The following is a 23942-nucleotide window of genomic DNA, read 5'->3' as shown; positions in this document are numbered from 1 at the left end:
CCCTCAGGGGGCCTGGGGTGGGGGCGCAGCCCCCGGGATGGGACGGGTAGGGGCGGCGGGGGCGAGAACCCTCGGCCCGTTCAGACAGCCAACGGCCGGTCGGCAGCCGGCTTGCACACCGAGGACGGCGCGACAGCCACCGGCCGCGGCTCCACGGCAACGGGCACCTCGGAAACGGGCACCTCGGAAACCTGATGCGGCATCGTGACCGCCCGCACCGGCCGTGTCCCCGACACCACCGTGTAGTCCTGCCCGAGCCGCGTGGGAACCACATCACCCGGGTCGTCGCCGAGCGCCAACCGCACAGCCGCCCAGGGGGCGTTGATGCCGCACAGCGCGAGCTGGTGCAGGCCCCCCGCCGGACGTGTGTTGACATCCATCAGCACCGGCTCGTCGCCGTACATGCGGAACTGGATGTTCGTCAGGTAGTGCAGCCCGAACCGCTCCGCGATCCGCCGCGCGGGCTCGATCCACGAGGGGTTCTGGCTGAACCCACGGCGCCGGCCGTTCTTCGTGCGGCCTACGGCCATCCGGACCCGCCCGTCGGGGCCGGTGAGGCAGTCGACGGACACCTCCGGCTGTCCGAGGCGCGGCATCACCATCCAGTCCACGGGCTCCTCGGCCGCACGCACCGCCTCCACGACCATGTCGAGATGCACGTAGGGGCCCGGGAACCCGTTGAGCTGATCGAGCGAGAAGGGGGCGCGTGTGACGACACGGAAGCCCACACCGCCCGCCCCGGCCGCGGGCTTGAAGCACGCTCTGTGCCCGCCGTCCTCCAACTCGTCGACGGCGGCGACGAGTTCCTCGGCGTTCGTCACCCGGAACCACGGCGGCACCGGGACCCCGTGCGCCTGGACGGCCTCGTACGCGGTCACCTTGTCCTCGAAGACCTCGATCGCCCCGGCGGTCGGCGCCAGCAGGACCGTACCGACGGCCGCGAACTCCTCGCGGTGCGCGGCCAGGGTCGCCTGGTGCAGCCGGGGCACGAACACGTCGATGCCGCGCTTGGCGCACTGGTCGAGCGCGTACTCGACGTACGCGGCGGGGGAGAGGCCCTCGGGCTCCAGGTCGGCGGTGTCGGCGGCGGCCAGTACGGGGGAGTCGGCGTCACCGTGCGTGGCATGGATGTCCACCGGACGAGCGTGCGGATTATGCCGCAGCTGATCCATGAAGAAGACGTTCTCCGCGTACGTGCGGTTGAGCCAGACGCGTACGCGAGAGACCATGCAGGCCGCCTTTCAGGGTTCGCGGGCACAGCGCAGCAGGCCGTGCCCGGCCAGGGGGGAAGGAGGTACGCCGAACCGCCGTACGCGAAAGACAGGCGTGGCGGTGGTGTAGGAGGGATCATACGGCCACCGGAGGCCAGGTTTCTGTCACGCGCGTGTTAATCCTCGCGCGGCGGGATCACCGGGACGTGGGTCCGGCGGCTCGGCAGGTCGGTCTTGTCCGCTGGTACGCCCGTGTGTTCTCGTGTTGATGTTCGACGTTCAGAAGGGAGTGCGGGTGGAGTCGAGTGTCGGGAGTCACGGAAATCTGCTGGCCATCAGTGATCTGCACATCGGCTATCCGGAGAACCGCGCCCTCGTCGAGCAGATGCGCCCCGAGACCGACGACGACTGGCTCCTCGTGGCCGGTGACGTCGCCGAGACCGTCGCCGACATCCGCTGGGCCCTGGAGACGCTCGCCGGCCGCTTCGCCAAGGTCGTGTGGGTGCCGGGCAACCATGAGCTGTGGACCCACCCCAGCGAGACCGTCCCGTACCGGGGCGTCGAGCGGTACGAGCACCTGGTCGCCCTCTGCCGGGAACTGGGTGTCGTCACCCCGGAGGACCCGTACCCCCGCTGGGAGGGGCCCGGCGGCCCGGTGGTGATCGCTCCGCTGTTCCTCCTGTACGACTACTCGTTCCTGCCCAAGGGCTGCGCGACGAAGGAAGAGGGCCTCGCGTACGCGCACTCCACCGGCATCGTCTGCACCGACGAGCATGTGCTGCACCCCGACCCGTACCCGAGCCGCGACGACTGGTGCCGCGCCCGGGTCGCCGAGACCGAACGCAGGCTCGCCGAGCTGCCGCCCGACCTGCCCACGGTGCTGGTCAACCACTACCCGCTGGACCGGCACCCCATGGACGTCCTGCACTACCCCGAGTTCGCCATGTGGTGCGGCACGGAACTGACCGCCGACTGGCACCGGCGCTTCCGCGTCGAGGTCATGGTCTACGGCCACCTGCACATCCCGCGGACCACCTGGCTGGACGGGGTCCGTTTCGAAGAGGTGTCCGTGGGTTACCCCCGCGAGTGGCGGCCGCGTCCGGGACCGCCGGGCAGGCTGCGCCGCATTCTGCCGATGGAGGTCCAAGCCGGTGATCGAGGAACTGCTCCCGGGAGCGGTCGTGGTCGTGGAGGCGCACGCCCATGACGCGGCCGCCGCCGAGGGGATCGAGCTGTACCCCGAGGAGGAGGCGGTCGTGGCGCGCGCGGTACCGAAGCGGCGCCGCGAGTTCACCGTCGTCCGCGGCTGCGCCCGGCGGGCCATGGAGAAGCTCGGCGTGTCGCCGTGCGCGATCGTGCCCGGCGAGCGCGGTGCCCCCGGCTGGCCGGACGGGCTGACCGGCAGCATGACCCACTGCGAGGGGTACGCGGCCGCCGCCCTGGTCCGCGTCGGCGACCTCGCCTCCCTCGGCATCGACGCCGAACCCCACGACGTCCTGCCCGAGGGCGTCCTGACGGCGATAGCCCTCCCCTCGGAGACGACCCGGCTGCGCCGGCTGACCGCCGACGACCCCTCGGTGCACTGGGACCGGCTGCTCTTCAGCGCCAAGGAGTCCGTCTACAAGGCGTGGTTCCCGCTCACCGGGCGGTGGCTGGACTTCTCGGAGGCCGACATCGAGGTGTCCGTCGACCCCGGCGGCCGCTCCGGCGCACTGCGCGCCGAACTCCTCGTGCCCGGTCCGGTGGTGGACGGCCGTCGCGTCGACGCCTTCGACGGTCGCTGGACGGTCCGGCAAGGACTGGTGGCGACGGCGGTGTCGGTGCCCTTCCCCACGGTGGACGAGCAAGCCGGATGAACTCCCTCTCCTCTGTGGATCTGCACAGACAGGTGTCGCCGGACATCGACGCGGAGATCGCGGCCGCCCTGGAAAGTCTCGGGCCCTCGTCCGAAGCGGTACGGAGATCCATATCCGGGCTGCTGGACCACCAGCGGCTGAGATACCCGCTGTCCGTGCTCCCGCTCCTCGTGCACGCCGCCGAGACGGGCACCCCGGGACCGGCCGTCCCCCTGGCGGCCGTGCATGTCCTGTGGTGGACCTCCGCGTGCTACCTCGACGACCTGGCCGACGGCCACGGCGCCCACACCCCCGCCGGACTCGACGGGAACGAGGCGCTGTTGGCGTCCGTCCTCTGCGGACAGGCCCTTCCCATCAGGATCGTCCAGGCCCAGCCGGTCCCGGACGCGGTGCGCAACGCCCTCACCGCCGAGATCGTCGGCTGCTGTATCGACGCCGTGGAAGGCCAGTTGCGGGATCTGCGCGGGGACAGGGAGAACATTTCGCGGGACGCGGTCGTCGCCGCCTGTCGAGGGAAGTCCGGTGCCCCTTTCGGCATGATCACGACGATGGCCGCGATTCTCTCCGGCGCCGGGACCGAACGAACCGAGCTGTGGCGGAGATTCGGCAGTACTTTCGGCATTCTCTGGCAGTTCTTCAACGACCAGGAAGACCTTCTCTCCGGCCGCGACGAGGACCTGCGCAACGGCACGGTCACCTACCTCCTCGCCTGCGCCCTGGAGGAGACGCCACCCGGATCGAGGGCGCGGGTCGCGGAACTCGGCGTCGCCGCACGGAGTTCCGCCCAGGCCCGCGCGGAACTCCGCGCGCTGCTGCTCGCCCCCGCCGTCCTCCGTCGCTTCGAGAAGGACCTCGCGGTGCTGCGCGCCGAGGCGCACGGTGTGCTCGACGAACTGGGCGGCGACGAGGCCTATGTGCCGGCCCTGCGCCGGCTGGTGGAGCAGGCCGGCGGGATGTACCTGACCTAGGTGTTCTGTCCACAGAGGTTGGTGACAGGGCGCAGTTCCAACAGGTCCTGGAGGATGCTCCAAGCAGTGCCGGGCCGGCCGGGAACGAAGCTGAACGCGCGGGCGGAGCAGGTGGCTACCGCTCCTACCTGCACCGGCACTCACTTGCACGATCTCGGAGAAGGCTGATCCGGTCCGCAACCGCGAGGCGGGACTCGGGGTGCGACATGGGCCGTCCACCCCATCGCAACACTGTCCCGACGAGGCGGCAGCCCGTTTCCATCACAGCCCCGGGCTTGATCACTGATGTTCCCAGAAGGCCCGCAGGCTCGCGGTGGCGTACCGGTTACCCGTCGGCCGCGAGACGGCCGAGCCATTCGTTGAGCAGGTGCTGCTCTGCGCTGCTCAGGGTTGTCTGTTCGGGCAGTGCGGCGCGCAGGGCCCGGGCCGCACCGGCCGGGCCCGGGTCCTGCACGTCGGGCTTCTGGTTGGTGACGGCGGCGACCATGGCTTCTCGCAGGCACATGAGCAGGGCCGGGTCGCGTTGATCGTCGGGCATCGACAACCAGGTAAGCACGGCCCCGCGCGCGGTCGCGTGGATGATCGCGGCCGCGAGGTGCTCCTCGACGCGTAGCCAACCAGCGGCGGCGAGACGGCGAATGCGGCCCAGCAGAATCTCCATGCCTGCCTGGAACGCGGCAGACGTCGTGCCGCGCCTGGGCTCGCCGTACATCATCGCGTACAGCGCGGGGTTGGCGAGCCCGAACTCGACGGCGAGGTCCCAGCCCGCGCGCAGGTCCTCGACCGGGTCGCTGGGGTTGGGGGCGGCGTGTTTGGCCGCCAGGAACGTGGCGTAGCCGTGCTCGGCCACCGCATCGAGCAGTTCGTCCATGTCGGCGAAGTGGCGGTAGATCGCCGGGGGCTGCAATCCGGCCGCGGCCGCGACCGCACGGGTGGTGACCGCATCGCGGCCCACGCGCGCGAGCAGGTCCGCGGCGGCCTCGATCACGCGTCGGCGGGTGAGCTCGCGCCCGCCGGGGGCGGGGGTGACGTCGTTCTTTGTTCCTCGAGGCATGGATCAATGATAAGAGCTGCGATGAATCATCGCCAGTATCAATGATACTGTCCAGGTGTTGCCGATGGAATCAGTCGAATGGATGCCGCTTGGTACCCGAGCCGGCGGGCAGTCCGGACGGCGGATTCGGCGCATACCGGCAGACGCGGCAGCACGTACCGCGAGTCGTCTCGGCAAGGCCCCGGGACCGAAGGGCATCGGCCGTTCGGGGCCCGCACGCGCTTGCCCCGAGAGGCATCACTGACAACAGGAGTACGCAATGCCGGACAAGATCAAGATCGTGGCTCTCGAGGAACACATCGCCCTGCCCGCGCTGCTCGACGCGTGGGCCAAGGCGGGGGTGCCGCAGATCCCGCAGCTCGGGTTCGGCGACGAGCCCTTCGCCCGGCGGTTGCGGGACTTCGGCGAGCAGCGCCTGGCCGATATGGACGACCAGGGCATCGACGTCGCGGTCGTGTCCCTGGCCTCGCCGGGCGTGCAGAACCTCAGCGCCGCGGACGCCGTCTCCGTAGCGCGCGAGGCCAACGACACGTTGGCCGAGATCGTGGCCGGGCGGCCCGACCGCTTTCAAGCCTTCGCCGCCATTCCCACCGCGGCGCCCGAGGCCGCCGCGGCCGAACTGGAGCGCGCGGTCACCCAACTCGGGTTCCCCGGCGCGATGCTCTACGGGCGCACCGGCGACAAGCTCGCCGACGCCCGGGAGTTCGACGACCTCTACGCGGCCGCCGCGCGACTGGGAGTCCCGCTGCACTTCCACCCGCAGACCCCTGTGAAGCCGGTTCTGGACGCGTACTACTCGGGCTTCGACGACGGCGTCGGGCCGGCGCGCAGCACTGGTATGGGGCTCGCGACGGCAGGGCTGGGCTGGTACTTCGACCTGGGCATCCAGTACCTGCGGATGATCTTCTCCGGGGTGTTCGACCGGCACCCCGAGCTTCAGGTGATCGCCGGCCACTGGGGCGAGGTCGTCCTGTTCTACCTGGACCACACCGGGATCATGGCGCACAACGCGAAGCTGGAACGCCCGCTGGCCGACTACTTCACGCAGAACTTCTGGGTGTGCGGCAGCGGCACGGTCAGCGAGCGCTACATGCGGTGGACCTCGGAGGTCGTCGGGACGGAGCGCATGATGTACTCCACCGACTACCCCTATACATTCGGGACCCGACCGGGCGGATTCCCCTTCCTCGACACCTCCAACGGGGTCGCCCGCTCGTTCCTCGAGCAGGCGCCGTTCAGCCATGAGGAAAAGGCCGCGATCGGATCCGGCAACTGGGAGAAGCTGACCGGGCAGGTCACGGCCAAACGCTGACCAAGGTATCCGGTCAGGGCCCGGCCACTGCCGGGGGCACTGTGCAAGCCTTCTCGCATCACGCCAAGCCGGCGCCGACTTCCGGGTGGAGGAAGGCCGAACGCTTCAACCGCACGCGCCCCGACCTCTCGGGTCAGTACACCTGGGGCGCCGGAGAACGTCGACGGTCCACCGGGACGCCCGGCGGACCGTCGCCGCCCCCGCTCAGACCTCCGGGCACCAGCTCCGCAACAACTGGAAGAACTCCTCCTCGTTGCCCGAGAGTCCCGCCGCCGCCAGTGCCTGCTCCGCCTCGGCGAGCGCGGCGGGCGGCACCACGGGTGGTCGGCGTGACTCCCCGGGCCCGTCGAACGCTGCTCGTACGGTCCCCAGCAGCCGCAGATAGGCCTGTACGGCGGCGCGCTCGCGGTCGGTCAGTACGGCGGTCGGCATCGAACGGCTCTCCCCTGGTCGGATCGGCGAAACTCCGTGCCCGCCCCGGCATACGGGTGGCACACTCCCAGCTTGCCGTCCGCCACTGACAATCCCGCTCTCCCGCGCGCGGATGTCGCGCGGGGGCTACCGCCGTGCCGTCCCCAGCACCGTCTCCCGCTCATGGTCCGTCAGCGGCGGTTCTGTCAACGGGGACTTGACCGGGCCGCGCAGCACCGCCAGCACGACCTCCGGTCTGACGAGGGCGCCGATCGGCTCGGTGAGGGTGACCACCCCGAGGTACGCCTTGCAGACCAGGGGCCGGCCGAGCGCCGTCCTGATCAGCCGCTCCACATAGCGGCCGAAGAGCCTCTGCACGGGGTTCGGCCGCTTGCCGATGGCCTCCGGGTAGCGGATGTCCGTGCCGGTGGCCAGCTCCCAGGCGAGGGAGACCGGAACCGCCACGGCCTTCTGGATCCGGCGCGCGAGCCGGGGGGCCGTCAGGCCGTGCGCGGCGACCCGATCTCGCAGCACCAGGGCGCTCTGGGCGGCGACGGACATGCCGTGGCCGTAGATCGGGTTGTACGTGGCGACCGAGTCGCCGATCGCGACGAAGCCGTCGGGCCAGTCGGACACCCTCTCGAAGAAGCGCCGCCGGTTGATCGTGCTGCGGGTGACCACGACGTCCGTCAAGGGCTCGGCGCGGGCGATCAGCTCACCGACGACCGGATGTCTGATGTCGCGTGCGAACGCCTCGAACTCCTCGGGGAGGGTGGTCGGTTGACCTCCTCGGGTGCCCGACAGCGTCACCAGCCAGCGCCCGTCCTCGATGGGCACGAGGGTGGCGCTGCGCCCCGGCACCGGCTGCGACCCGTCCGGCTGCACATTGACCACCGGGTACTCCTCGGTGCCCGCGGGCGCCCGGAAGATCCGGCTGGCGTACACGAGACCGGAGTCGACCTCGTCCATCGGCGCGGGCGGGACCCCGAGCGCGTCGAGCCAGGCGGAACCGCGCGAACCACGGCCGGTGGCGTCCACCACCAGATCGGCGGTGAGCACCCGCTCCTCGCCCTCGGCGGGACGGACCCGTAGCCCCGTCACCCGGGAGGCGTCGCCTGCCAGGCCCAGGATCTCGGTGCGGTCGAGGAGGGTGACCCGGGGCCCGGCGAGGAGCCGGGCGCGGACGACCGACTCCAGCAGATCGCGGCTGCACGCGATCATGAACTCCATCTCGGGCCAGCGCCGCACCCAGCCCTGGGCCGACAGGGAGACCAGACCGGTCGGCAGCGGGATGCGCCGCGCACCGGCCGCCAACCAGGCGTCCGTGACCCCCGGCAGCAGCTCCTCCATCGCGCGGGCACCGCCGGACCACAGCAGATGGGCGTGCCGGGCCTGGGGCACGCCCTTGCGGGGTTCGGGCCCCTCGGACAGCGCGTCGCGTTCGACGACGGTGACCTCGGCGTGGTCGCGCAGCGCGGCGGCGGCCAGCAGGCCGGCCAGGCCCGCACCGACGACGACGGCACGCCGGGAGGTCGTGACCGCGGTGTCGGGCGGGCCGCTAACGGGTTCGCTCATGGAAGTCGCTCTCTGACCTGGTCGCGGCGGCCCATTCACGGGCGGCCGCTACGACGGGTGACTGACGCAGGGCGATGGACATCCGTACGAGGTCACGGGGGTTCTCGGCCGGCGGGGCGGGGGCGTCGGCCGTGGCGGAGCTGATGACCCGGCCCTCCGGGTCGTCCTCCTTGGCCCGTACCGCCGCCGTCACCATCGCCGCGTCGGCCTCGGCCCGTGCCTGGACGGGCTCTGAACCCGCCGCGACGGCGGCGTCGTACGCCTTGGCACGCACCCCCGAGTCGAAGTACGGGTACAGGCTGAGCATGCCGTCGTGGATGTCGGACTCCCGCTGTGTCATCTGCAGCCGGGCCGGTGCCCACCAGGAGATTCGCACATCGTGGCTCGCCTGGGCCCAGACGGGGCGCAACTCCCGCCACAGCGGGCCGAGCCGACGGTACATGGACCAGATGGTCCAGGAGTCGCCGAGGCGTTCTCCGGCCAGCGGCAGACAGAAGCCGAGCGCGCAGATCTGCGCGCCGGCGGACGACAGCCAGGGGGCGACGTACGTGCTCAGGTAGTCCAGGTCGCCACCCTGCCAGCGGGCGACCACGGCGATCAGCTTGACCGCCGCGAACGGGACGTTGAGCAGGAAACCGAAGGCGATGATCACCAGCCCGGCACGCAGCCAGCCGCGCACCTGCAGCGCCCAGCGCCAGCACATGACGTTCATCGCGACGCCCGCGGCGGTGAACCCGATCAGATACAGCACGATCATCTCGCGCAGGAACGGGGTCGTGGCGTAGTACGTGTCGAAGTCCCGCACCCGCTCCACGGGGGCCTCGCCGAGCACGAACAGCAGCACGATCGCCGCGCACACCGCGCCGTACCCGGCGATCCAGCGGTGCGAGAGGCGACGCGTCGTCCCGGGCGGGCCGCCCCGCCAGTTGGTGATCAGTACCAGGCAGGAGCCGCTGAAGGCGCTCAGCAGGAGGTAGACCACGGCGGCCGAGACGTTGGTGACGCCGGTGACGCGGTTGACCTCGCTGATCGTCGGCGGCGCGGCGAAGCAGAAGACCAGGGCGGCCAGCGTCATCAGGGCGCACACCGACCTGATCAGGGGGTCGCCCCAGTTCCGCAGCAGCGCGGGTGTCTTCGAGGCGAGGGCGATCGTCATCGCGACGGCAGGTATGTAGTAGCTGGACCCGTCCATGGTTTCGGCGTCTCTGCGTCTCTGCGTCTCTGCGTTTCTGAGTCTCTGCGTCTCGGCTTTTCCGGCCGCTCAGCCCTGCGGTCCGCGGTAGCCCAGCGACGCCCCGATGCGGCCGGCCAGGTGATCGCGGCGCACCGGCCCGCGCAGCGCCGAACCGGCGAGCCAGGTACGGCACTTGCTGGCCAGCAGCAGTCCGAAGCTCTCGGCGTCCTGCTCGTCCGTCAGGTCGAAGCGGGTGCGGGCGGCGACCTTGAGCACCGTCGCGTGCAGATCGGCGTCCTGGCTCAATAAGCGTGCGGCGACCGTGGCACCCTCCACGTGCCGGCCACAGTGCCCGGCCTGCATGTGCCACAGCTCGTGGCCGAGGATCACCAACTGGTGGTCGGGCGCGGTGCGTTCCTCGATGACGACCAGGTCCTGCTCGGCCATGTCCAGCCACAGCCCGCTGGCCGTGCCCGGTGGGAAGGGGGCCATGCGGTAGTGGACGGGGCGGCCGCGGCGTCTGCTCATGGCGTCGCACAGGGCGCCGTAGAGGTCGGCGGGGTCCGCCGGTGCCGGCAGCGTGAGTTCGCCGACCAACTCGCCGCACAGACGGCGCATTTCCTTTCCGATGCCCACAGATCTCCCCCGGTCAGGACTCGGGCCGCTTGACGCTCTCCAGCAGCATGTCCAGCCACTCCGCCACCTTGTCGCGGTGCTGGTCGGTGGGCAGCTGTGCCGCCCGCCAGGCGATGGAGCGCACCCCGTGGTTCTGCAGCAGCCGCTGCAACGGGTCGTCCGCGGCCTCGGCCGCCGCGCGCTCACGGTCGGCGAGCTGCTGGAGAAGCTCCTGCTCGGTCCGCATCAGGGCGCTCGCCAGCGCCTCGGGGTCCTCGGCGGTGAGGAAACCGGCGTGTACGCGGAAGAAGCGCTGGATGGCGTCGCAGTGCTCCATCGTGGGACGCCGGTCCCCGTTGATCAGGGCACCCGCCTGCTGGCGCGACATACCGGCGCCGTCGGCGATCTCCTGCTGGGTGTACTTACGGCCGTTGGGCTTGAGCCGGGTGCGGCGCAACAGGTCCAGGCGCTGCAGAAAACGGGCCTGGACGTCGGGCTCACCGGCGCGCTGCCCGCTCAGCAGGGCTTTCACCACCGCTTCCGACACCCCCGACGCGACCGAGAGCCGTCGGGTGTCGAAGACCTCCATGTGCCGCACGCGCAGCTTGTCCGCCAGCGCGGTGACCCGGGCCACGACGGCCGGCAGCAGAACCGTCGCCGCGGCGTCCGGAACCTCGAAGCCATCCGTCACCGACAGATCTCCTACGTCTCTCTCAGGCCAATTTCGCGGTACTGCGGAATCCGTGGATCCAAGCCTGGCGCGAGACCCCGGTCTCGGCAAGTACACCGTGAACTGCGGGGAGACTAGCGGTTGGGTCGAACTCACATCCAGGTCTCGCCACAACTGTGGCGAGATTCAGCCGTCAACAGGCGCCGAATGCCACGATAGTTGACACAACTCCGCTTGGGGCAGCAGGATCAGGGCGCCGCGTGAAGGCCGCATAGGCAAGAGGGGTGACCTCCCGATGGCGTACCAGGCAGGAGGGCAGCGGTCGGTACCGCGGCCCGTCCCCGACAGTCTCGAAGCCCGGGAAGCACAGGCGTACCTACAGGACTACGGCGTGTTGCTGGATTCCGTCCTGTTTCCGTCCGTCGTCCTCGACCACCGCTGGGACGTCGTCCTGGCCAACGCCGCGTTCCGGAACCTCTTCCATGGCGTGGGACCGCACCCGACGGCCCTGCCGGACGACAACTTCATCCGGTTCGTGCTCTTCCACCCGGACGCCGCCACGGTCCTCGGTGACCACGAGTCCAGCTGGTGCCTGCCGATGCTCGCCCACTTCGCCGCCGCGGTGGAGCACCACCCCCAGGACCGTGGTCTGCAGTCCATCCGCCGGGACATCGCCCAGGACCCGATCATGGACGCCGCCTACCGCCACGGCCTCCCGCACTGGCTCCGCACGGTCGGCCCCCAGGCCGCCCGGCACGACGGCGCCGTACGCCCCCTGGTCCACCCGGACCCGCGCTGGGGTGCCACCCACTGCCGGGTCGTCGGCGAGAGCCCCGACACCCTCCGCGACATGGGCTACCACCGCATGACCCTCGTCCTGCGCGAGGTGGGCCGCCCGTCCGAACCCGTGCGCAGGACCCGCCGCCCCCGGCACGCCGCCACGAGCCATCTGAGCGTGGTGACCTCCCCCGGGAGGTGAGCCGCGCCCCCTCCGGCGCCGCCGGCGTTCAGGTCGCCGACGGCGCCGGGCCACGAGCGTCCCCTGACGTCACCCCTTGTCCAGGGGGACACCCCGCTTCGCCGCCTGGATCTGCTCGTACACATGGGTCCGCAGTTCCGCGAAGCGCGGTGCCACGCGGGTGTTCAGCTGGTCGCGTTCGGCGGGGAGGTCGATCGTGAGCTGTTCCCGCACGACGGTGGGGGAGGCGGAGAGGACCAGCACGCGCTCGCCGAGGTAGACGGCCTCGTCGATGTCGTGGGTGACGAAGAGGACCGTGATGCCCCGCTCCCGCCACAGGTCCCGCACGAGGTCCTCCAGATCGGCGCGGGTCTGGGCGTCGACCGCCGCGAACGGCTCGTCCATCAGCAGCACGTCCGGCTCGAACGCCAGCGCGCGGGCGATGGCGACCCGCTGCTGCATACCGCCGGACAGCTGCCAGGGATACGCGCCCGCCGCGTCGGACAGGCCGACGGAGGCGAGCGCGTCGTCGACCAGCTCACGCCGCCGGCTCCTGCTCGACCTCTTCTGCCTCAGCGGCAGTTCGACGTTGTCGCGGACCCGCATCCAGGGGAACAGACTGCGCCCGTACTCCTGGAAGACGACCGCCATGCCCGGCGGTGGACCGTCCACCGGCCGTCCCCCCAGGAGGATTTCACCGGCCGTGGGGTTCAGCAGCCCGGCCACACACTTCAGCAGGGTCGACTTGCCGCAGCCCGACGGGCCCACCAGACAGACCAGTTCGCCCGCGTCGACGGTGAAGGTGAGGTCCCGCACCGCCTCCACCCGGCGCCCGGAACCCTCGTAGACCTTCCGCAGGCCCCGTACGTCGAGCATCGCCCGCCGCCCCTCCTCAAGTGTCACCACGACCGCCGTGATGACGCGCGCAGACCGTGGTACCAGCCGAGCACGCGCCGCTCGACCAGCCGGAAGACGACGGACAGCAGGAACCCGATCAGACCGAGGACGAGGATGCCGGTCCACATCTCGGGGATCGCGAAACCGCGCTGGGCCTGGACGATGGTGTAGCCCAGCCCGTTGCTGGACACCGACATCTCGCTGATGACCATGAGGATGATGCCGAGGGACAGCGCCTGGCGCAGGCCCGCGAAGATCTGCGGGCTCGCCGAGGGCAGGACGACGTTCCGCAGCCGGGCCGTGCCCGTGATGCCGTACGACCGGGCCGTCTCGGACAGCACGGAGTCCACCGCCCGTACACCTTCGACGGTGTTGAGCAGGATCGGCCAGACGCAGCCGCTCGCGATGACGGCGATCTTCATCGTGTCGCCGATGCCCGCGAACAGCATGATGACCGGGACGAGCACCGGCGGCGGCACGGCCCGCAGGAATTCGAGGACCGGTTCGCACAGCGCCCGCACCCGGCGGTAGGAGCCGATGACCGTGCCGAGCGCGACACCGGCCACGGCCGCCAGCGCGTAGCCGGCGGACAGGCGCAGCAGGCTGGGCAGGACGTCGGCGCGCAGCCGCTCGGCCGTCCAGACGTCCGGAAAGGTGGTGAGGATCGTGCGCAGGGGCGGCCAGAACACATCGGTACTGCCGTCCGACGCGAACCACCAGACGGTGACCAGAACGAGGGGGAGGGCGACGGCGAACACCAGCCGCAGCAGAACCGGTCTCACACCGCCACCTCCCCGCGCACCGACTGGTGCCAGGCCAGCGCCCGCCGCTCCACCGTGCGGGCACCCACGTTGACGATCAGCCCCAGCAGCCCGGTCACCACGACCAGGGCGTACATCTCCGGAACCGCCTGCGAGGTCTGCGCGACCGAGATGCGCCGGCCCAACCCCGGCGCCCCGATGACGAGTTCGGCCGTCACCGCCAGAATGAGGGCCACGGCGGCGGCCAGCCGGACACCCGTCATGACGTACGGCAGGGCGGTGGGCCACAGGACGTGCCGGACCCGCGCCCAGGTCCCGAGGCCGTAGGAGCGGGCGGTCTCCTCGGCGACCGGGTCGACGTCCTGGACGCCGTACAGGGTCTGGATCAGGATCTGCCAGAAGGACGCGTAGACCACCAGCAGGAGCACCGACCGCAGTTCGCTGCCGAACAGCAGGACGGCCAGGGGGATCAGGGCGACCGAGGGGATCGGGCGCAGGAACTCGATCGTCGAGGACGTCGCCTCGCGCAGATACGGCACGACGGCGATGACGACCCCCGTGAGGATCCCGGCCGTCACGGCGATCAGGAGCCCGACCGCCCAGCCGGTGAGGGTGTCACCGAGCGCCCACCAGAACGCCTCGTCGGCGAGTTCGCGGGCGAGGGCGCCGGCGACCCGGCTGACCGGCGGGAGATAGTCGTCCTCGACGAGGCCGAGCCGCGGGACCGCTTCCCAGAGGGCGAGGAACCCCGCGAGCCCGGTCGCGCCGAGAAGCGCGTCGGCACCCCTCACGGCAGCAGCTTGTCCAGGTCCGGAGCCTTCTCGAACAGGCCGTCCTTCTGGCCCAAGTCGGCGAGCCGCTGGATGGAGTCGCGGTCCGGCTCGGCGGGCCAGTGGGGCAGGACCACCGTCTCCAGCAGGTTCTCCGGGATCTTCGTGTACGTGGTGATGATCTGGCGGACCTCGTCCGGGTGCTCGTCGGCGTACGCGAGCGACTCCGCCGTGGCCTCCTGGAACTTCTTCACCAGCTCCGGGTTCTTCTCGGCGTACTGCTGGGAGGTGAAGTACATGGCCACGGTGAGGAACGGGGACACGTCGACGAAGTTCGACGCCAGTACGGTGCCGCCCTGGGACTTGATGGTGGCGAGGGCGGGCTCCACGACACAGGCCGCGTCGACCTGCCCCTTGGCGAGCGCGGCCGGCATCTGGTCGAACGGCAGCTCCACGTACTCCACCTGGGACGGGTCGCCGCCGGCCTTGCGGACCGACTCGTTGACCGAGGTGTCGCAGATGTTGCCGAAGGTGTTGACCGCGACCTTCTTGCCCTCCAGATCGCTGGCGGACTTCATGGGGCTGCCCTTCTTCACGGCGATCTCCGCGAAGTCGGCGCCCACCCTGCCGGTGGAGGCGACACCGTTCACCACGGCCTTGACCGGCACGTTCTTGGACTGGGCGACCAGCAGGGAGGTCATGTTGCTGAAGCCGAAGTCGAACTGGCCGGAGACGACACCCGGCACGATCGCCGCGCCGCCCTGGGCGAGCGTCGGCTCCAGTTCGAGCCCGCGCTTCTTGTAGAAGCCCTTCTTCTCGCCCAGGTACATGGGGGCGACATCGATGATGGGGATCACACCGAGCCTGAGCGTGGTGGTGCCGCCGGACGAGGAAGCCCCGGAGCCGGACGAACCGCAGGCCGTCGCGGTGACGAACAAGGCACCGGCCGCGAGACCGATGAGCAGACGACGCATGACTCCCCCTGGTGGGAACGCTCTCCTACAGGCTGTGCGCACACCGCACAGAAGTGCTCAGCGGGAAGGTAGAACGCCATTCGTCGCGGGTCAATGGCCATGCCGTGCAAGGCCGTTGACAGTTGCAGAAGTGTGCTCCTAGCGTGCGCAGGACGCACCGTCGTGCGTACGGGACGCACGTGCGGAGCTTCGTTCGTGTGGCTTCCGTGCGGGCGCTGTGTGGATTCCGCGCGGTTTCCGTGCGTCCTCCTGGAGGCGACGATGCCCGATCGAGCCCGGTTCGGCGGAGCCCGCGAACCGCACTTCGTCCGGTCCTTCGAGCGGGGCCTCGCGGTCATCCGGGCCTTCGACGCCGAACATTCCGCACTGACCCTGAGCGAGGTCGCCAGGACCTGCGAGCTGACCCGGGCGGCCGCCCGCCGCTTCCTGCTCACCCTCGTCGACCTCGGGTACGTCCACACCGACGGCCGGCTGTTCCGGCTGACCCCGCGCGTGCTCGAACTCGGCTACGCGTATCTGGCGGGCTTCACCCTCCCCGACCTCGCCCTACCCCATCTGGAGCGGCTGGTCGCGCAGGTCGGGGAGTCGTCCTCGCTGTGCGTCCTGGACGGCGACGACATCGTGTACGTGGCGAGGGTCCCGGCGAGCCGCATCATGACGGCGACGATCACCGTGGGCACCCGCTTCCCGGCCCACGTCACCTCGGTCGGCCGGGTGGTCCTCGCGCATCTGCCGGACGAGGAGATCGACGCCCGGCTCGCCCGCGCCGACCTCAGGCCCCTGACCCGGCGCACCCTCACCTCCGCCGACCGGCTCAGGGCCGAGCTGCGCCGGGTGCGCCGGCAGGGGTACGCCGTCGTCGACCAGGAAGTGGAGGAGGGGCTCCGGTCGGTCGCCGCCCCGGTCCGGGACCGGGACGGCGAGGTGGTGGCCGGCGTGAACATCCCCGTCCACGCCGGCCGCACCTCGGTCGAGTCGGTACGCCGCGACCTGCTGCCCCAGCTGCTGGCCGCGGTCGCCCGCATCGAGGCCGACCTGTGCGTCACGGGGACGGCCACGGGCCGGGCGCGAACCGTGGCCCCGGCGCCGCCACGGGCCGGCAGGACACGGCGAACGGCCGAACCGGCGCCGCTACAGGTCGAGCACCAGCCGTGACCCCTGGCACCGGGACACACAGATGAGCATGGTCTCCCCGGCCTCGCGTTCCTCGTCGCTCAGCACCGAGTCGCGGTGGTCGGGGGTGCCCTCCAGGACGTCCGTCTCGCAGGTCCCGCAGGTGCCCTCCGTGCAGGAGAACAGCACCTCGACGCCGGCGGCGCGCACGGTGTCGAGCACGGACACCCCGACGGGCACGGTGACGGTCTTCCCCGTCCGCTCCAGCACGACCTCGAACTCGGTGTCCGGGCCCGTCTCCTGCTCCTTGGGCCGGAACCGCTCGACCCTGAGCGCCTTCCCGGGGCACCGCTCCTCGACCGCGTCGAGCAGGGCGCCCGGCCCGCAGCAGTAGACGAGGGTGTCCTCGGGCAGGCCGTCCAGCACGGACCCGAGATCGAGCAGCCCGGCCTCGTCCTGCGGGGCGACGGTGACCCGTTCCCCGTACGCACCCAACTCCGCCCGGAACGCCATGGATTCACGGCTGCGCCCGCCGTACAGCAGGGACCACTCCGCGCCCGCGGCCTCGGCCGCGGCCAGCATCGGCAGGATGGGCGTGATGCCGATGCCGCCGGCCACGAACCGGTAGCGGGGCACCGGCTCCAGGGCGAAGTTGTTGCGCGGTCCGCGCACCCGGACCTTGTCGCCCCGCGCCAACTCCGTGTGCACGTACGCCGATCCGCCACGCCCGTCGGGCTCCCGCAGAACCCCGATCCGCCAGGTGTGCCGGTCCGCCGGGTCGCCGCACAGGGAGTACTGCCGCTCCAGCTCCGGGCCCAGCAGCACGTCGATGTGCGCGCCCGGCTCCCAGACGGGGAGTTCCTCGCCCAACGGGTGCCTCAGGGTGAGCGCGAGTACGCCGTCGGCCGCGAACTCCCGGCTGTCGACGACGAGTTCGGCTTCGTACGACGAAGGCGAGAGTGACGCGGTCATGAGCTGTTTCCTTGCGGCTCGTGTCCTTGGGGGTGGGCGAGCATCCACTCCCACATCTCGATGGGGTCCTGCGCGGTGTGCTCGCGCCCGCAGTGACAGGTGCCGTGCAGGATGTCCGTGCCCGGCAGCCAGTTGATGCGGTAGACCTCCCCGGTCCGGAAGGTGGGCGGTGTGCTCACTGGACCTTCTCCACCGGCTTCTCACCCTGCTCGACCAGCCGGGCGAGGATACGCCGGGCGGCCAGACCACCGGTGTCGATGTTGATGCTCAGCTCCTGGTAGCCGGTGCGTTCGGTGCCCAGCGTCTCCTGGAGCAGGTTCAGCGCGACCACGTCCTGCATGACGACCGTGTGGTTGTTGCCCCTGAGGAACTCGGTGACCTCGTCGCTCTCGGTCGCCCAGTCCCGGGAGACCATCCAGAAGTCGTACACCTTGCCGTCCGCCGACGGGGTGATCGCGTACGTGATCTCGGTGTGGAAGCCGTTCGGGTCGCTGCCGTCGGCCTCGGGCACCACGCCCACGGGGGCGATCCGGCTGTGCAGCAGGTACAGGCACGGCGCGAAGTACTCGATGTCCTGCCAGCGGGTGATCCGGCCCTCGATGCCGGTCGACTTCGCGTAGAACGGCGGGCACTCCGCGTCGTCCATGTGCCGGCTCACCCGCACGACGCCCGCGCCCTCGTCGACCTCGGTGGTGATCGGCGTCTCGGCGACCTCGGGGGTGCCGATGTAGCCGCCGTGCAGATAGGTCTCGTGGGACAGGTCGAGGAGGTTGTCGACGAGCAGCCCGTAGTCGGCGTCGATCGGCTCCATGCCGCGCACGGTGCGCCAGCCGGGGGCGGCCAGGTGCTTGGCGCGCGGGATGGTCTGCGGGTCGGCGAGCGCCGGGTCGCCTATCCACACCCAGATCAGCGAGTCCTGCTCGACCACGGGGTACGAGGCCACGCGCGCCGTCCGCGGGATCCGCTTCTGCCCCGGCACGTACACGCACGCGCCCGTCGTGTCGTAGGTGAAGCCGTGGTACCCGCACACGATCCGGTCCCCGTCCAGCCCGCTCTCCGACAGCGGGTACCGGCGGTGCACACACCGGTCGTGCAGCGCCACCGGTGTGCCCTCCTCCTCCGTCCGGTAGAACACGAGCGGCTCACCCAGGATCGTCCGTCCGAGCAGCTCCCGCCCGACCTCTTCGGCGTAGGCGGCGACGTACCACTGATTCCTGGCGAAGGCGGTCATGTGAGGCATGGCGATCCCGTCCCTGAGAACCCTGAGCGCGGAGCCGCGTCGCCCCGCGTGCCACCACATTCCTGAGCGGACGCGGGGCCGGGCAATACCCCTTCCGTCAGACGGAAGCCCGCCGCACGCGGCTTTGCCCGGAGGTGGCGCGCCCGCCCGCCGCTGTTCGTACGCCGGACCCCCACGTGTCACACCCGCGCCACAGACCCTTCCCCGGCGTTGGTTCCTCTTGGACCATTCCTTCCGCGCAGGTCACATCCGACGCACCACGTCAGGACAAGAGGTCATCCACCCATGCCTGAAGTCAACCGGCGGCGATTCCTCCAGGTAGCGGGCGCCACGACGGCGTTCAGCGCACTGTCGGCCAGCATCCAGCGGGCCGCGGCGCTGCCCGCGCACCACCGTTCCGGCACGATCGAGGACGTCGAGCACATCGTCGTCCTCATGCAGGAGAACCGGTCCTTCGACCACTACTTCGGCGCGCTGAGAGGCGTCCGGGGCTTCGGCGACCCGCATCCGGTGACGCTGGACAACGGCAAATCGGTATGGCACCAGTCGGACGGCACCAAGGACGTGCTGCCCTTCCACCCCGAGGCCGACGATCTCGGCATGCAGTTCCTGGAGGGCCTGCCGCACAGCTGGCCGGACGGGCACGCCGCCTACAACGGGGGCAAGTACGACAGGTGGGTGCCGGCCAAGGGCACCACGACGATGGCGTATCTGACCCGTGAGGACATCCCGTTCCACTACGCCCTCGCCGACACGTTCACCGTCTGCGACGCCTACCACTGCTCGTTCATCGGCTCGACCGACCCGAACCGCTACTACATGTGGACCGGGTACACGGGCAACGACGGCAAGGGCGGCGGCCCCGTCCTCGGCAACGACGAGGTCGGCTACGACTGGACGACCTACCCCGAGCGCCTCGAAGCGGCCGGGATCTCCTGGAAGGTCTACCAGGACATCGGCGACGGCCTGGACGCGGCCGGCTCCTGGGGCTGGATAGCGGACGCCTACCGGGGCAACTACGGCGACAACTCGCTGCTCTACTTCAACAAATACCGCAACGCCAAGCCCGGCGACCCCTGGTACGACAAAGCCCGCACGGGTACGAACGCGAAGGCCGGCGACGGCTACTTCGACCGGCTGAAGGCCGACGTCAAGGCGGGTGAGCTGCCGCAGATCTCCTGGATCGCCGCGCCCGAGGCGTTCTCCGAGCACTCCAACTGGCCCTCGAACTACGGCGCCTGGTACATCTCCCAGGTCCTGGACGCGCTCACCTCCAACCCGGCCGTCTGGGCGAAGACCGCGGTGTTCATCACGTACGACGAGAACGACGGCTTCTTCGACCACCTCGTGCCGCCGCTGCCGCCGGCCGACGCCTCCCGAGGCAGGTCCACGGTCGAGGTCGGCCCGGACCTCTTCGCGGGCAGCCCGACGCAGGTCGCCGGACCGTACGGGCTCGGCCCGCGCGTACCGATGCTGGTCGTCTCCCCCTGGAGCAAGGGCGGTTACGTCTGCTCGGAGACCCTCGACCACACCTCGATCGTGCGCTTCATGGAGCGCCGGTTCGGGGTGCGGGAGCCGAACATCTCCCCGTGGCGGCGGGCCGTCTGCGGTGACCTCACCGCCGCGTTCGACTTCTCCCGCAAGGACAGCCGGCCGGCCGCGCTGCCGGACACGGACGAGTACGAGCCGCAGGACCGGGAGCGGCACCCCGACTACCGGCCGGCCGTGCCGGGCGACCCCAGCATGCCGAAGCAGGAACGGGGGCTGCGCCCGGCCCGGCCGCTCAGGTACGCGCCCAGGGTGGACGGTTCGGCCGATCCGAAGGCAGGGACCCTCACCCTCACGTTCGCCTCCGGCGGCAAGGCGGGTGCGGCCTTCCTCGTCACCTCCGGGAACCGTACGGACGGGCCGTGGACGTACACCACCGAGGCGGGCAAGGCCGTGTCGGACACGTGGAACTCCGCGTACTCCGGCGGCTCGTACGACCTCACGGTGCACGGTCCGAACGGCTTCCTGAGGGTCTTCGAAGGGCCGGGGAAGACGTCGACGGCCGGGCCCGAGGTGACCGCGCGACACATCGGCGACGATGTGGAGCTGACCTTCACCAACAAGGGCTCCGGCACGGTGAGTCTGAAGGTCACGAGCGCGTACGGTGGCCGGTCCCGCAGTGTCGGGGTGCGGGCCGGGGCGACCGTCCGCGAGGTCTTCGACCTCCGGTCGAGCCGCCGCTGGTACGACCTGACCGTCACCGCCGACGGGGGCTTCCTCCGGAGGTTCGCCGGGCACGTGGAGAACGGGCGGGCGGGGGTGAGTGATCCGGCGCTGGGGTGGCGGTAGGGCGCCTGGTAGCGCGGGGGAGCGCGCTGTCGGGCGATCCCGGCTCGTACGTGGCTGATCGCGCGGTTCCCCGCGCCCCTGGAGGCCTCCGGCCCCAGGGGCGCCGCGGTCGTATGGGCGAGGAGACCCGGGTGGCACCCCCACCCGGCCGCGGCGGGAGTCAGGTCCGCGTGTCGTAGCTGCGGGCAGTCGTGCCGCTGGGGCGATGAGGGCACCTCCCGCGCGAGCGAAGCCGAGCGTGGGGGAGGGGGGAGGGTGGGCGCAGCGGCACCCTGTCGGCGCCGGTGAGCGCCTCCTCCCCCCGCCCGTACGTCAGAGGGGGGTGAGGTGTCCCGGCGCCGGGGAGCTCGGCAGGCGGGGGAGCAGGGACGGTTCCGTCGGGGCGTGTCGGGGTTCCAGGGCGAGGACGGCCGCCACCGGGTGCTCCTCGTCCACCGGGGCAGGACCCATCGGACGGATCTCGACCGCCGGCGCCACCCGGGTCAACAGCACCACACCCCGTGCCGCCACCCCCGCTCCCGCCACCGCGAGCGACACCCCCGCGACGCCGCCCCGCAGACCCTCACCGAGGAGGGAGAGGCCGATCACGGCGGCGGCCAGGGGGTTCGCCAGGGTCACGACCGAGAGGGGCGCGCCCAGGCCCCCTCGATACGCGGTCTGGGAGAGCAGGAGGCCGCCCACGGCGAACGAGGCGACCAGCAGGGCCACCACGACGACCTCGACGTCGAGGAGGGAGCCCGAGCGGTCGGTCGCGGCGACCGTGACGGTCTGGGTGAGCGCGGAGGCGACGCCCGAGGCCATGCCCGACGCGCCGGCGTGACGCAGTCCGGGCCGGGTGCCGGGACGGGAGAGGAAGCCGATCAGGGCGGCGGTCGCGCCGGCCACGCCGACGGCCTCCGGGACGCTCAGCACGTCGTCGGGGGCGGGCCCGGACGCGGCGATCAGGATCGCGGCGAGTCCGGCCAGCGTGAGCGCGGTGCCACGCCACTCCGTCGCGGTGACCCGGCGCCCGGCCACCCGCGCCCCGAGCGGCACCGCCGCCACGAGGGTGAGCGCGCCGAGGGGCTGCACGACGGTGAGGGGGCCGTACTTGAGGGCCACGACGTGCAGCAGCGCGGCGCCCGCGTTCAGCGCGACCGAACTCCACCAGGCACCGCTGGCGAGCATCCGCCGTACGCCCGTGTCGACGCTGCGGGAGGCGAGCCGCTCCTGGGCCACGGCGGCGGCCGCGTAGGCCACGGCGGAGACCAGGGACAGGGCGACGGCGACAAGGGTGGCGTTCATCGGACCGCTCCCACCAGGACGGGCTCCTCGGTTGGTACGAGGGCCTTGGAGTGCTGCCCGGCGGTCGTGGCCGTCCGGTGCGGGAGCTGGATCACGGCGAGGGCGACGGCGAGCAGGGTGCCCGCCACGATCGCGTCCAGCCAGTAGTGGTTCGCGGTGCCGACGATCACGGCCAGGGTCACCAGCGGGTGCAGCAGCCACAGCCAACGCCACCGGGAGCGGGTCGCGGCGATCAGGCCGATCGCGACCATCAGGGCCCAGCCGAAGTGCAGCGAGGGCATCGCCGCGAACTGGTTCGCCATGGAGTCGGTCGCCGGCACCGCCGAGTAGACCGTCGGTCCGTACACCTGTCCGGTGTCGACGAGGCCGGCCACGTCCAGCATCCGCGGCGGGGCCAGCGGGAACGCGAGGTGCAGCAGCAGGGCGGCGGCGGTGAGGGCGGCGAGGACCCGGCGCGCCCAGACGTAGTGCGCGGGGCGCCGCAGGTACAGCCAGACGAGGAAGGCCGCGGTGGCCGGGAAGTGGACGGTCGCGTAGTAGACGTTCGCGATGTGGACCAGCGTGTCGCCGTGCAGCAGCGCGGCCTGCGCGGAGCCCTCGCCCGGCAGACGCAGGGCCCGCTCCCAGTCCCACACGAGGTGGGCGTTGCGGTACGCCTCGGTGGTGTGGCCGTCGGCCAGCGTCCGGCCGAACTTGTAGACGAGGAAGAGCCCTGCGACGAGCAGGAACTCACGGACGAGGGGTGGCCGCGATATCGCGGCCGCCCGCTCTTCCGCAGGCTCGGTGTGGCATTCCATCCCCCGGCCCTTTCACTGATGGCGCTGGTGGCGCTGGTTCTCATGGCGGTACAGGCAATACGGGTGGTGCAGGTGGTGCAGGTGGTGCAGGCGATCGATACGCCCTAGTACCGATACGAGAGTGTACCGATACGCCACTGTACCGAAACGGGGGGGTATCGATACGCCACTGTACCGATACGGCGGCGTTCCGGTACAGTGGCGTACCGACAGGCCTTTCGGCTGGGGACGACCGAAGGAGACACGAGCCATGACGTCGCAGGCAGCGGACGGGCCGGAGACGGCCGTCGCCTCGCGCCGCTCCAAACTCACGCCCGAGCGTGAGCTGGAGTTCTTCGACGCCGTGCTCGAACAGATCCGTGAGTGCGGTTACGACTCGGTGACCATGGAGGGCGTCGCCGCGACCACGCGGTGCAGCAAGTCGACGCTCTACCGGCAGTGGAGGACGAAGCCGCAGTTCGTGGCGGCCGCGCTGCGCGCGCGCCGTAGTGTCCGCTTCGCGGGGATCGACACCGGCACCCTCGCCGGTGACCTGCGCGAGGTGGCCCGGCACGCCGGTGAGGGCTACGTTCTGGAGGCTCGGCTGTTCCAGGCCCTCGGCCAGGCCGTCGTGCAGGACGAGGAGTTGCGGGCGGCCCTGCGGGACGCGCTGGTGGAGCCGGAGATCGACGCGTTCCGGGCGATGATCGCCCGCGGCGTGGCGCGCGGCGAGGTCACCGCGGACCATCCGGCGCTGGAGTTCGTCCCGGCACAGATCTTCGGCGTACTGCGGGCCCGCCCTGTCCTGGAGGGCCGGGACGCCGACGAGACATACATCATCAAGTTCATCGAGGCGGCCGTGCTACCGACGCTCGGCCTCGAGTGAGGCTCAGGCCGCCGTCCGTGGACTGAACCGGACGACGACCTGATCGCGCCGCACCGTGGGGACGGGGGCGGCGCGTACCCCGGCCGGGTGGGGTTCCTCTGGAGCGGAGAGGAACCCCACCCGGCCGA

Annotated in this window: 24 protein-coding genes; 8 read left to right on the top strand and 16 right to left on the bottom strand. The window is 71.1% G+C overall.

Annotated elements, in window-relative coordinates; genetic code table 11:
* Positions 1-80 precede the first annotated feature (80 nt).
* A complete protein-coding gene (locus OG622_RS09915; RefSeq protein ID WP_371574936.1) occupies positions 81-1229 on the bottom strand; it encodes an ATP-grasp domain-containing protein in 1149 nt (382 codons plus the stop codon).
* Positions 1230-1479: 250 nt separating this feature from the next.
* On the opposite strand from OG622_RS09915, the gene OG622_RS09910 reads away from it, so the two are divergent.
* The 3 genes from OG622_RS09910 to OG622_RS09900 are packed head-to-tail and all read left to right on the top strand — an operon-like array spanning position 1480 to position 4035.
* The gene (locus tag OG622_RS09910) at positions 1480-2418 is read left to right on the top strand and encodes a metallophosphoesterase (RefSeq protein WP_371574934.1); all 939 of its coding nucleotides are present in this window, start codon (positions 1480-1482) and stop codon (positions 2416-2418) included.
* Complete coding sequence (locus OG622_RS09905; protein WP_371574932.1) at positions 2363-3067, top strand: 4'-phosphopantetheinyl transferase; 705 nt, start codon at positions 2363-2365, stop codon at positions 3065-3067. The genes OG622_RS09910 and OG622_RS09905 overlap by 56 nt, the downstream gene beginning before the upstream one ends.
* A complete protein-coding gene (locus OG622_RS09900; protein ID WP_371574930.1) occupies positions 3064-4035 on the top strand; it encodes a polyprenyl synthetase family protein in 972 nt (323 codons plus the stop codon). The genes OG622_RS09905 and OG622_RS09900 overlap by 4 nt, the downstream gene beginning before the upstream one ends.
* 325 nt (positions 4036-4360) lie before the next feature.
* Here the strand turns inward: OG622_RS09900 and OG622_RS09895 are convergent, their stop codons facing one another.
* Positions 4361-5089, bottom strand: coding sequence for a TetR/AcrR family transcriptional regulator (locus OG622_RS09895; RefSeq protein ID WP_371574929.1), 729 nt, complete (start codon positions 5087-5089; stop codon positions 4361-4363).
* Positions 5090-5348: 259 nt separating this feature from the next.
* On the opposite strand from OG622_RS09895, the gene OG622_RS09890 reads away from it, so the two are divergent.
* Entirely contained in the window at positions 5349-6401 is a 1053-nt protein-coding gene (locus OG622_RS09890) for an amidohydrolase family protein (RefSeq protein WP_371574927.1), read from the top strand.
* A 204-nt stretch (positions 6402-6605) separates the two neighbouring features.
* Here OG622_RS09890 and OG622_RS09885 read toward each other — a convergent pair whose 3' ends face one another.
* The 5 genes from OG622_RS09885 to OG622_RS09865 form a co-directional block, all read right to left on the bottom strand.
* Entirely contained in the window at positions 6606-6833 is a 228-nt protein-coding gene (locus tag OG622_RS09885) for a hypothetical protein (RefSeq protein ID WP_371574925.1), read from the bottom strand.
* Between the two features lie 126 nt (positions 6834-6959).
* The gene (locus tag OG622_RS09880; RefSeq protein ID WP_371574924.1) at positions 6960-8387 is read right to left on the bottom strand and encodes an FAD-dependent monooxygenase; all 1428 of its coding nucleotides are present in this window, start codon (positions 8385-8387) and stop codon (positions 6960-6962) included.
* Positions 8371-9579, bottom strand: a complete 1209-nt coding sequence (locus OG622_RS09875) for an MAB_1171c family putative transporter (RefSeq protein ID WP_371574922.1) — start codon at positions 9577-9579, stop codon at positions 8371-8373. Before OG622_RS09875 ends, OG622_RS09880 begins: the two co-directional genes overlap by 17 nt.
* 69 nt (positions 9580-9648) lie before the next feature.
* Complete coding sequence (locus OG622_RS09870; RefSeq protein ID WP_371584050.1) at positions 9649-10179, bottom strand: toxin-antitoxin system, toxin component; 531 nt, start codon at positions 10177-10179, stop codon at positions 9649-9651.
* A gap of 31 nt (positions 10180-10210) precedes the next feature.
* Positions 10211-10867, bottom strand: coding sequence for a helix-turn-helix domain-containing protein (locus OG622_RS09865; RefSeq protein WP_371574920.1), 657 nt, complete (start codon positions 10865-10867; stop codon positions 10211-10213).
* Between the two features lie 274 nt (positions 10868-11141).
* Here OG622_RS09865 and OG622_RS09860 point away from each other — a divergent pair, with 274 nt between their 5' ends.
* Positions 11142-11825: a hypothetical protein gene (locus OG622_RS09860; protein ID WP_371574919.1), complete on the top strand. Its 684-nt coding sequence runs from the start codon at positions 11142-11144 to the stop codon at positions 11823-11825.
* Positions 11826-11894: 69 nt separating this feature from the next.
* On the opposite strand, the gene OG622_RS09855 is transcribed toward OG622_RS09860, so the two are convergent.
* The 4 genes from OG622_RS09855 to OG622_RS09840 are packed head-to-tail and all read right to left on the bottom strand — an operon-like array spanning position 11895 to position 15206.
* Positions 11895-12680, bottom strand: a complete 786-nt coding sequence (locus OG622_RS09855) for an ABC transporter ATP-binding protein (RefSeq protein ID WP_371584049.1) — start codon at positions 12678-12680, stop codon at positions 11895-11897.
* Positions 12681-12703: 23 nt separating this feature from the next.
* A complete protein-coding gene (locus OG622_RS09850) occupies positions 12704-13483 on the bottom strand; it encodes an ABC transporter permease (protein WP_371574918.1) in 780 nt (259 codons plus the stop codon).
* The gene (locus OG622_RS09845; protein ID WP_371574916.1) at positions 13480-14253 is read right to left on the bottom strand and encodes an ABC transporter permease; all 774 of its coding nucleotides are present in this window, start codon (positions 14251-14253) and stop codon (positions 13480-13482) included. The genes OG622_RS09850 and OG622_RS09845 overlap by 4 nt, the downstream gene beginning before the upstream one ends.
* A complete protein-coding gene (locus OG622_RS09840) occupies positions 14250-15206 on the bottom strand; it encodes an ABC transporter substrate-binding protein (RefSeq protein WP_371574915.1) in 957 nt (318 codons plus the stop codon). The genes OG622_RS09845 and OG622_RS09840 overlap by 4 nt, the downstream gene beginning before the upstream one ends.
* Positions 15207-15467: 261 nt before the next feature.
* Between OG622_RS09840 and OG622_RS09835 the strand changes: the two genes are divergently transcribed.
* Complete coding sequence (locus tag OG622_RS09835; RefSeq protein WP_371574913.1) at positions 15468-16361, top strand: IclR family transcriptional regulator C-terminal domain-containing protein; 894 nt, start codon at positions 15468-15470, stop codon at positions 16359-16361.
* Here OG622_RS09835 and OG622_RS09830 read toward each other — a convergent pair.
* The 3 genes from OG622_RS09830 to OG622_RS09820 are packed head-to-tail and all read right to left on the bottom strand — an operon-like array spanning position 16338 to position 18531.
* Positions 16338-17291: a 2Fe-2S iron-sulfur cluster-binding protein gene (locus OG622_RS09830; protein WP_371574911.1), complete on the bottom strand. Its 954-nt coding sequence runs from the start codon at positions 17289-17291 to the stop codon at positions 16338-16340. The genes OG622_RS09835 and OG622_RS09830 overlap by 24 nt on opposite strands.
* Positions 17288-17470, bottom strand: a complete 183-nt coding sequence (locus OG622_RS09825; RefSeq protein ID WP_371574909.1) for a hypothetical protein — start codon at positions 17468-17470, stop codon at positions 17288-17290. The genes OG622_RS09830 and OG622_RS09825 overlap by 4 nt, the downstream gene beginning before the upstream one ends.
* Positions 17467-18531, bottom strand: coding sequence for a Rieske 2Fe-2S domain-containing protein (locus OG622_RS09820; RefSeq protein WP_371574907.1), 1065 nt, complete (start codon positions 18529-18531; stop codon positions 17467-17469). The genes OG622_RS09825 and OG622_RS09820 overlap by 4 nt, the downstream gene beginning before the upstream one ends.
* A gap of 285 nt (positions 18532-18816) precedes the next feature.
* Between OG622_RS09820 and OG622_RS09815 the strand changes: the two genes are divergently transcribed.
* A complete protein-coding gene (locus tag OG622_RS09815) occupies positions 18817-20868 on the top strand; it encodes a phosphocholine-specific phospholipase C (RefSeq protein ID WP_371574905.1) in 2052 nt (683 codons plus the stop codon).
* A gap of 312 nt (positions 20869-21180) precedes the next feature.
* Here the strand turns inward: OG622_RS09815 and OG622_RS09810 are convergent, their stop codons facing one another.
* Together OG622_RS09810 and OG622_RS09805 are read right to left on the bottom strand one after the other, a co-directional pair.
* Positions 21181-22152, bottom strand: coding sequence for a hypothetical protein (locus OG622_RS09810; RefSeq protein WP_371574903.1), 972 nt, complete (start codon positions 22150-22152; stop codon positions 21181-21183).
* Positions 22149-22949 (bottom strand): phosphatase PAP2 family protein, encoded by an 801-nt coding sequence (locus tag OG622_RS09805; RefSeq protein WP_371574901.1) that lies wholly within the window; start codon positions 22947-22949, stop codon positions 22149-22151. Before OG622_RS09805 ends, OG622_RS09810 begins: the two co-directional genes overlap by 4 nt.
* A gap of 250 nt (positions 22950-23199) precedes the next feature.
* Between OG622_RS09805 and OG622_RS09800 the strand changes: the two genes are divergently transcribed.
* Entirely contained in the window at positions 23200-23814 is a 615-nt protein-coding gene (locus tag OG622_RS09800) for a TetR/AcrR family transcriptional regulator C-terminal ligand-binding domain-containing protein (RefSeq protein ID WP_371574900.1), read from the top strand.
* The last annotated feature ends 128 nt before the right edge of the window (positions 23815-23942 follow it).

This window comes from Streptomyces sp. NBC_01314 (genome assembly GCF_041435215.1).
In the GTDB taxonomy this organism is placed as follows: Bacteria; Actinomycetota; Actinomycetes; order Streptomycetales; family Streptomycetaceae; genus Streptomyces.
The sequence above is the reverse complement of the archived record's forward strand: the minus strand, read 5'-3'. Positions and strand labels throughout refer to the sequence as shown.

Bases quoted from the DNA above. Each gene is read 5' to 3' on its own strand.
- OG622_RS09855 (WP_371584049.1), bottom strand. From the start codon at position 12,680: ATGCTCGACGTACGGGGCCTGCGGAAGGTCTACGAGGGTTCCGGGCGC.
- OG622_RS09835 (WP_371574913.1), top strand. From the start codon at position 15,468: ATGCCCGATCGAGCCCGGTTCGGCGGAGCCCGCGAACCGCACTTCGTC.
- OG622_RS09915 (WP_371574936.1), bottom strand. From the start codon at position 1,229: ATGGTCTCTCGCGTACGCGTCTGGCTCAACCGCACGTACGCGGAGAAC.
- OG622_RS09805 (WP_371574901.1), bottom strand. From the start codon at position 22,949: ATGGAATGCCACACCGAGCCTGCGGAAGAGCGGGCGGCCGCGATATCG.
- OG622_RS09840 (WP_371574915.1), bottom strand. From the start codon at position 15,206: ATGCGTCGTCTGCTCATCGGTCTCGCGGCCGGTGCCTTGTTCGTCACC.
- OG622_RS09860 (WP_371574919.1), top strand. From the start codon at position 11,142: ATGGCGTACCAGGCAGGAGGGCAGCGGTCGGTACCGCGGCCCGTCCCC.
- OG622_RS09820 (WP_371574907.1), bottom strand. From the start codon at position 18,531: ATGCCTCACATGACCGCCTTCGCCAGGAATCAGTGGTACGTCGCCGCC.
- OG622_RS09830 (WP_371574911.1), bottom strand. From the start codon at position 17,291: ATGACCGCGTCACTCTCGCCTTCGTCGTACGAAGCCGAACTCGTCGTC.
- OG622_RS09900 (WP_371574930.1), top strand. From the start codon at position 3,064: ATGAACTCCCTCTCCTCTGTGGATCTGCACAGACAGGTGTCGCCGGAC.
- OG622_RS09875 (WP_371574922.1), bottom strand. From the start codon at position 9,579: ATGGACGGGTCCAGCTACTACATACCTGCCGTCGCGATGACGATCGCC.
- OG622_RS09895 (WP_371574929.1), bottom strand. From the start codon at position 5,089: ATGCCTCGAGGAACAAAGAACGACGTCACCCCCGCCCCCGGCGGGCGC.
- OG622_RS09870 (WP_371584050.1), bottom strand. From the start codon at position 10,179: ATGCGCCGTCTGTGCGGCGAGTTGGTCGGCGAACTCACGCTGCCGGCA.
- OG622_RS09800 (WP_371574900.1), top strand. From the start codon at position 23,200: ATGACGTCGCAGGCAGCGGACGGGCCGGAGACGGCCGTCGCCTCGCGC.
- OG622_RS09810 (WP_371574903.1), bottom strand. From the start codon at position 22,152: ATGAACGCCACCCTTGTCGCCGTCGCCCTGTCCCTGGTCTCCGCCGTG.
- OG622_RS09890 (WP_371574927.1), top strand. From the start codon at position 5,349: ATGCCGGACAAGATCAAGATCGTGGCTCTCGAGGAACACATCGCCCTG.
- OG622_RS09880 (WP_371574924.1), bottom strand. From the start codon at position 8,387: ATGAGCGAACCCGTTAGCGGCCCGCCCGACACCGCGGTCACGACCTCC.
- OG622_RS09815 (WP_371574905.1), top strand. From the start codon at position 18,817: ATGCCTGAAGTCAACCGGCGGCGATTCCTCCAGGTAGCGGGCGCCACG.
- OG622_RS09885 (WP_371574925.1), bottom strand. From the start codon at position 6,833: ATGCCGACCGCCGTACTGACCGACCGCGAGCGCGCCGCCGTACAGGCC.
- OG622_RS09910 (WP_371574934.1), top strand. From the start codon at position 1,480: ATGTTCGACGTTCAGAAGGGAGTGCGGGTGGAGTCGAGTGTCGGGAGT.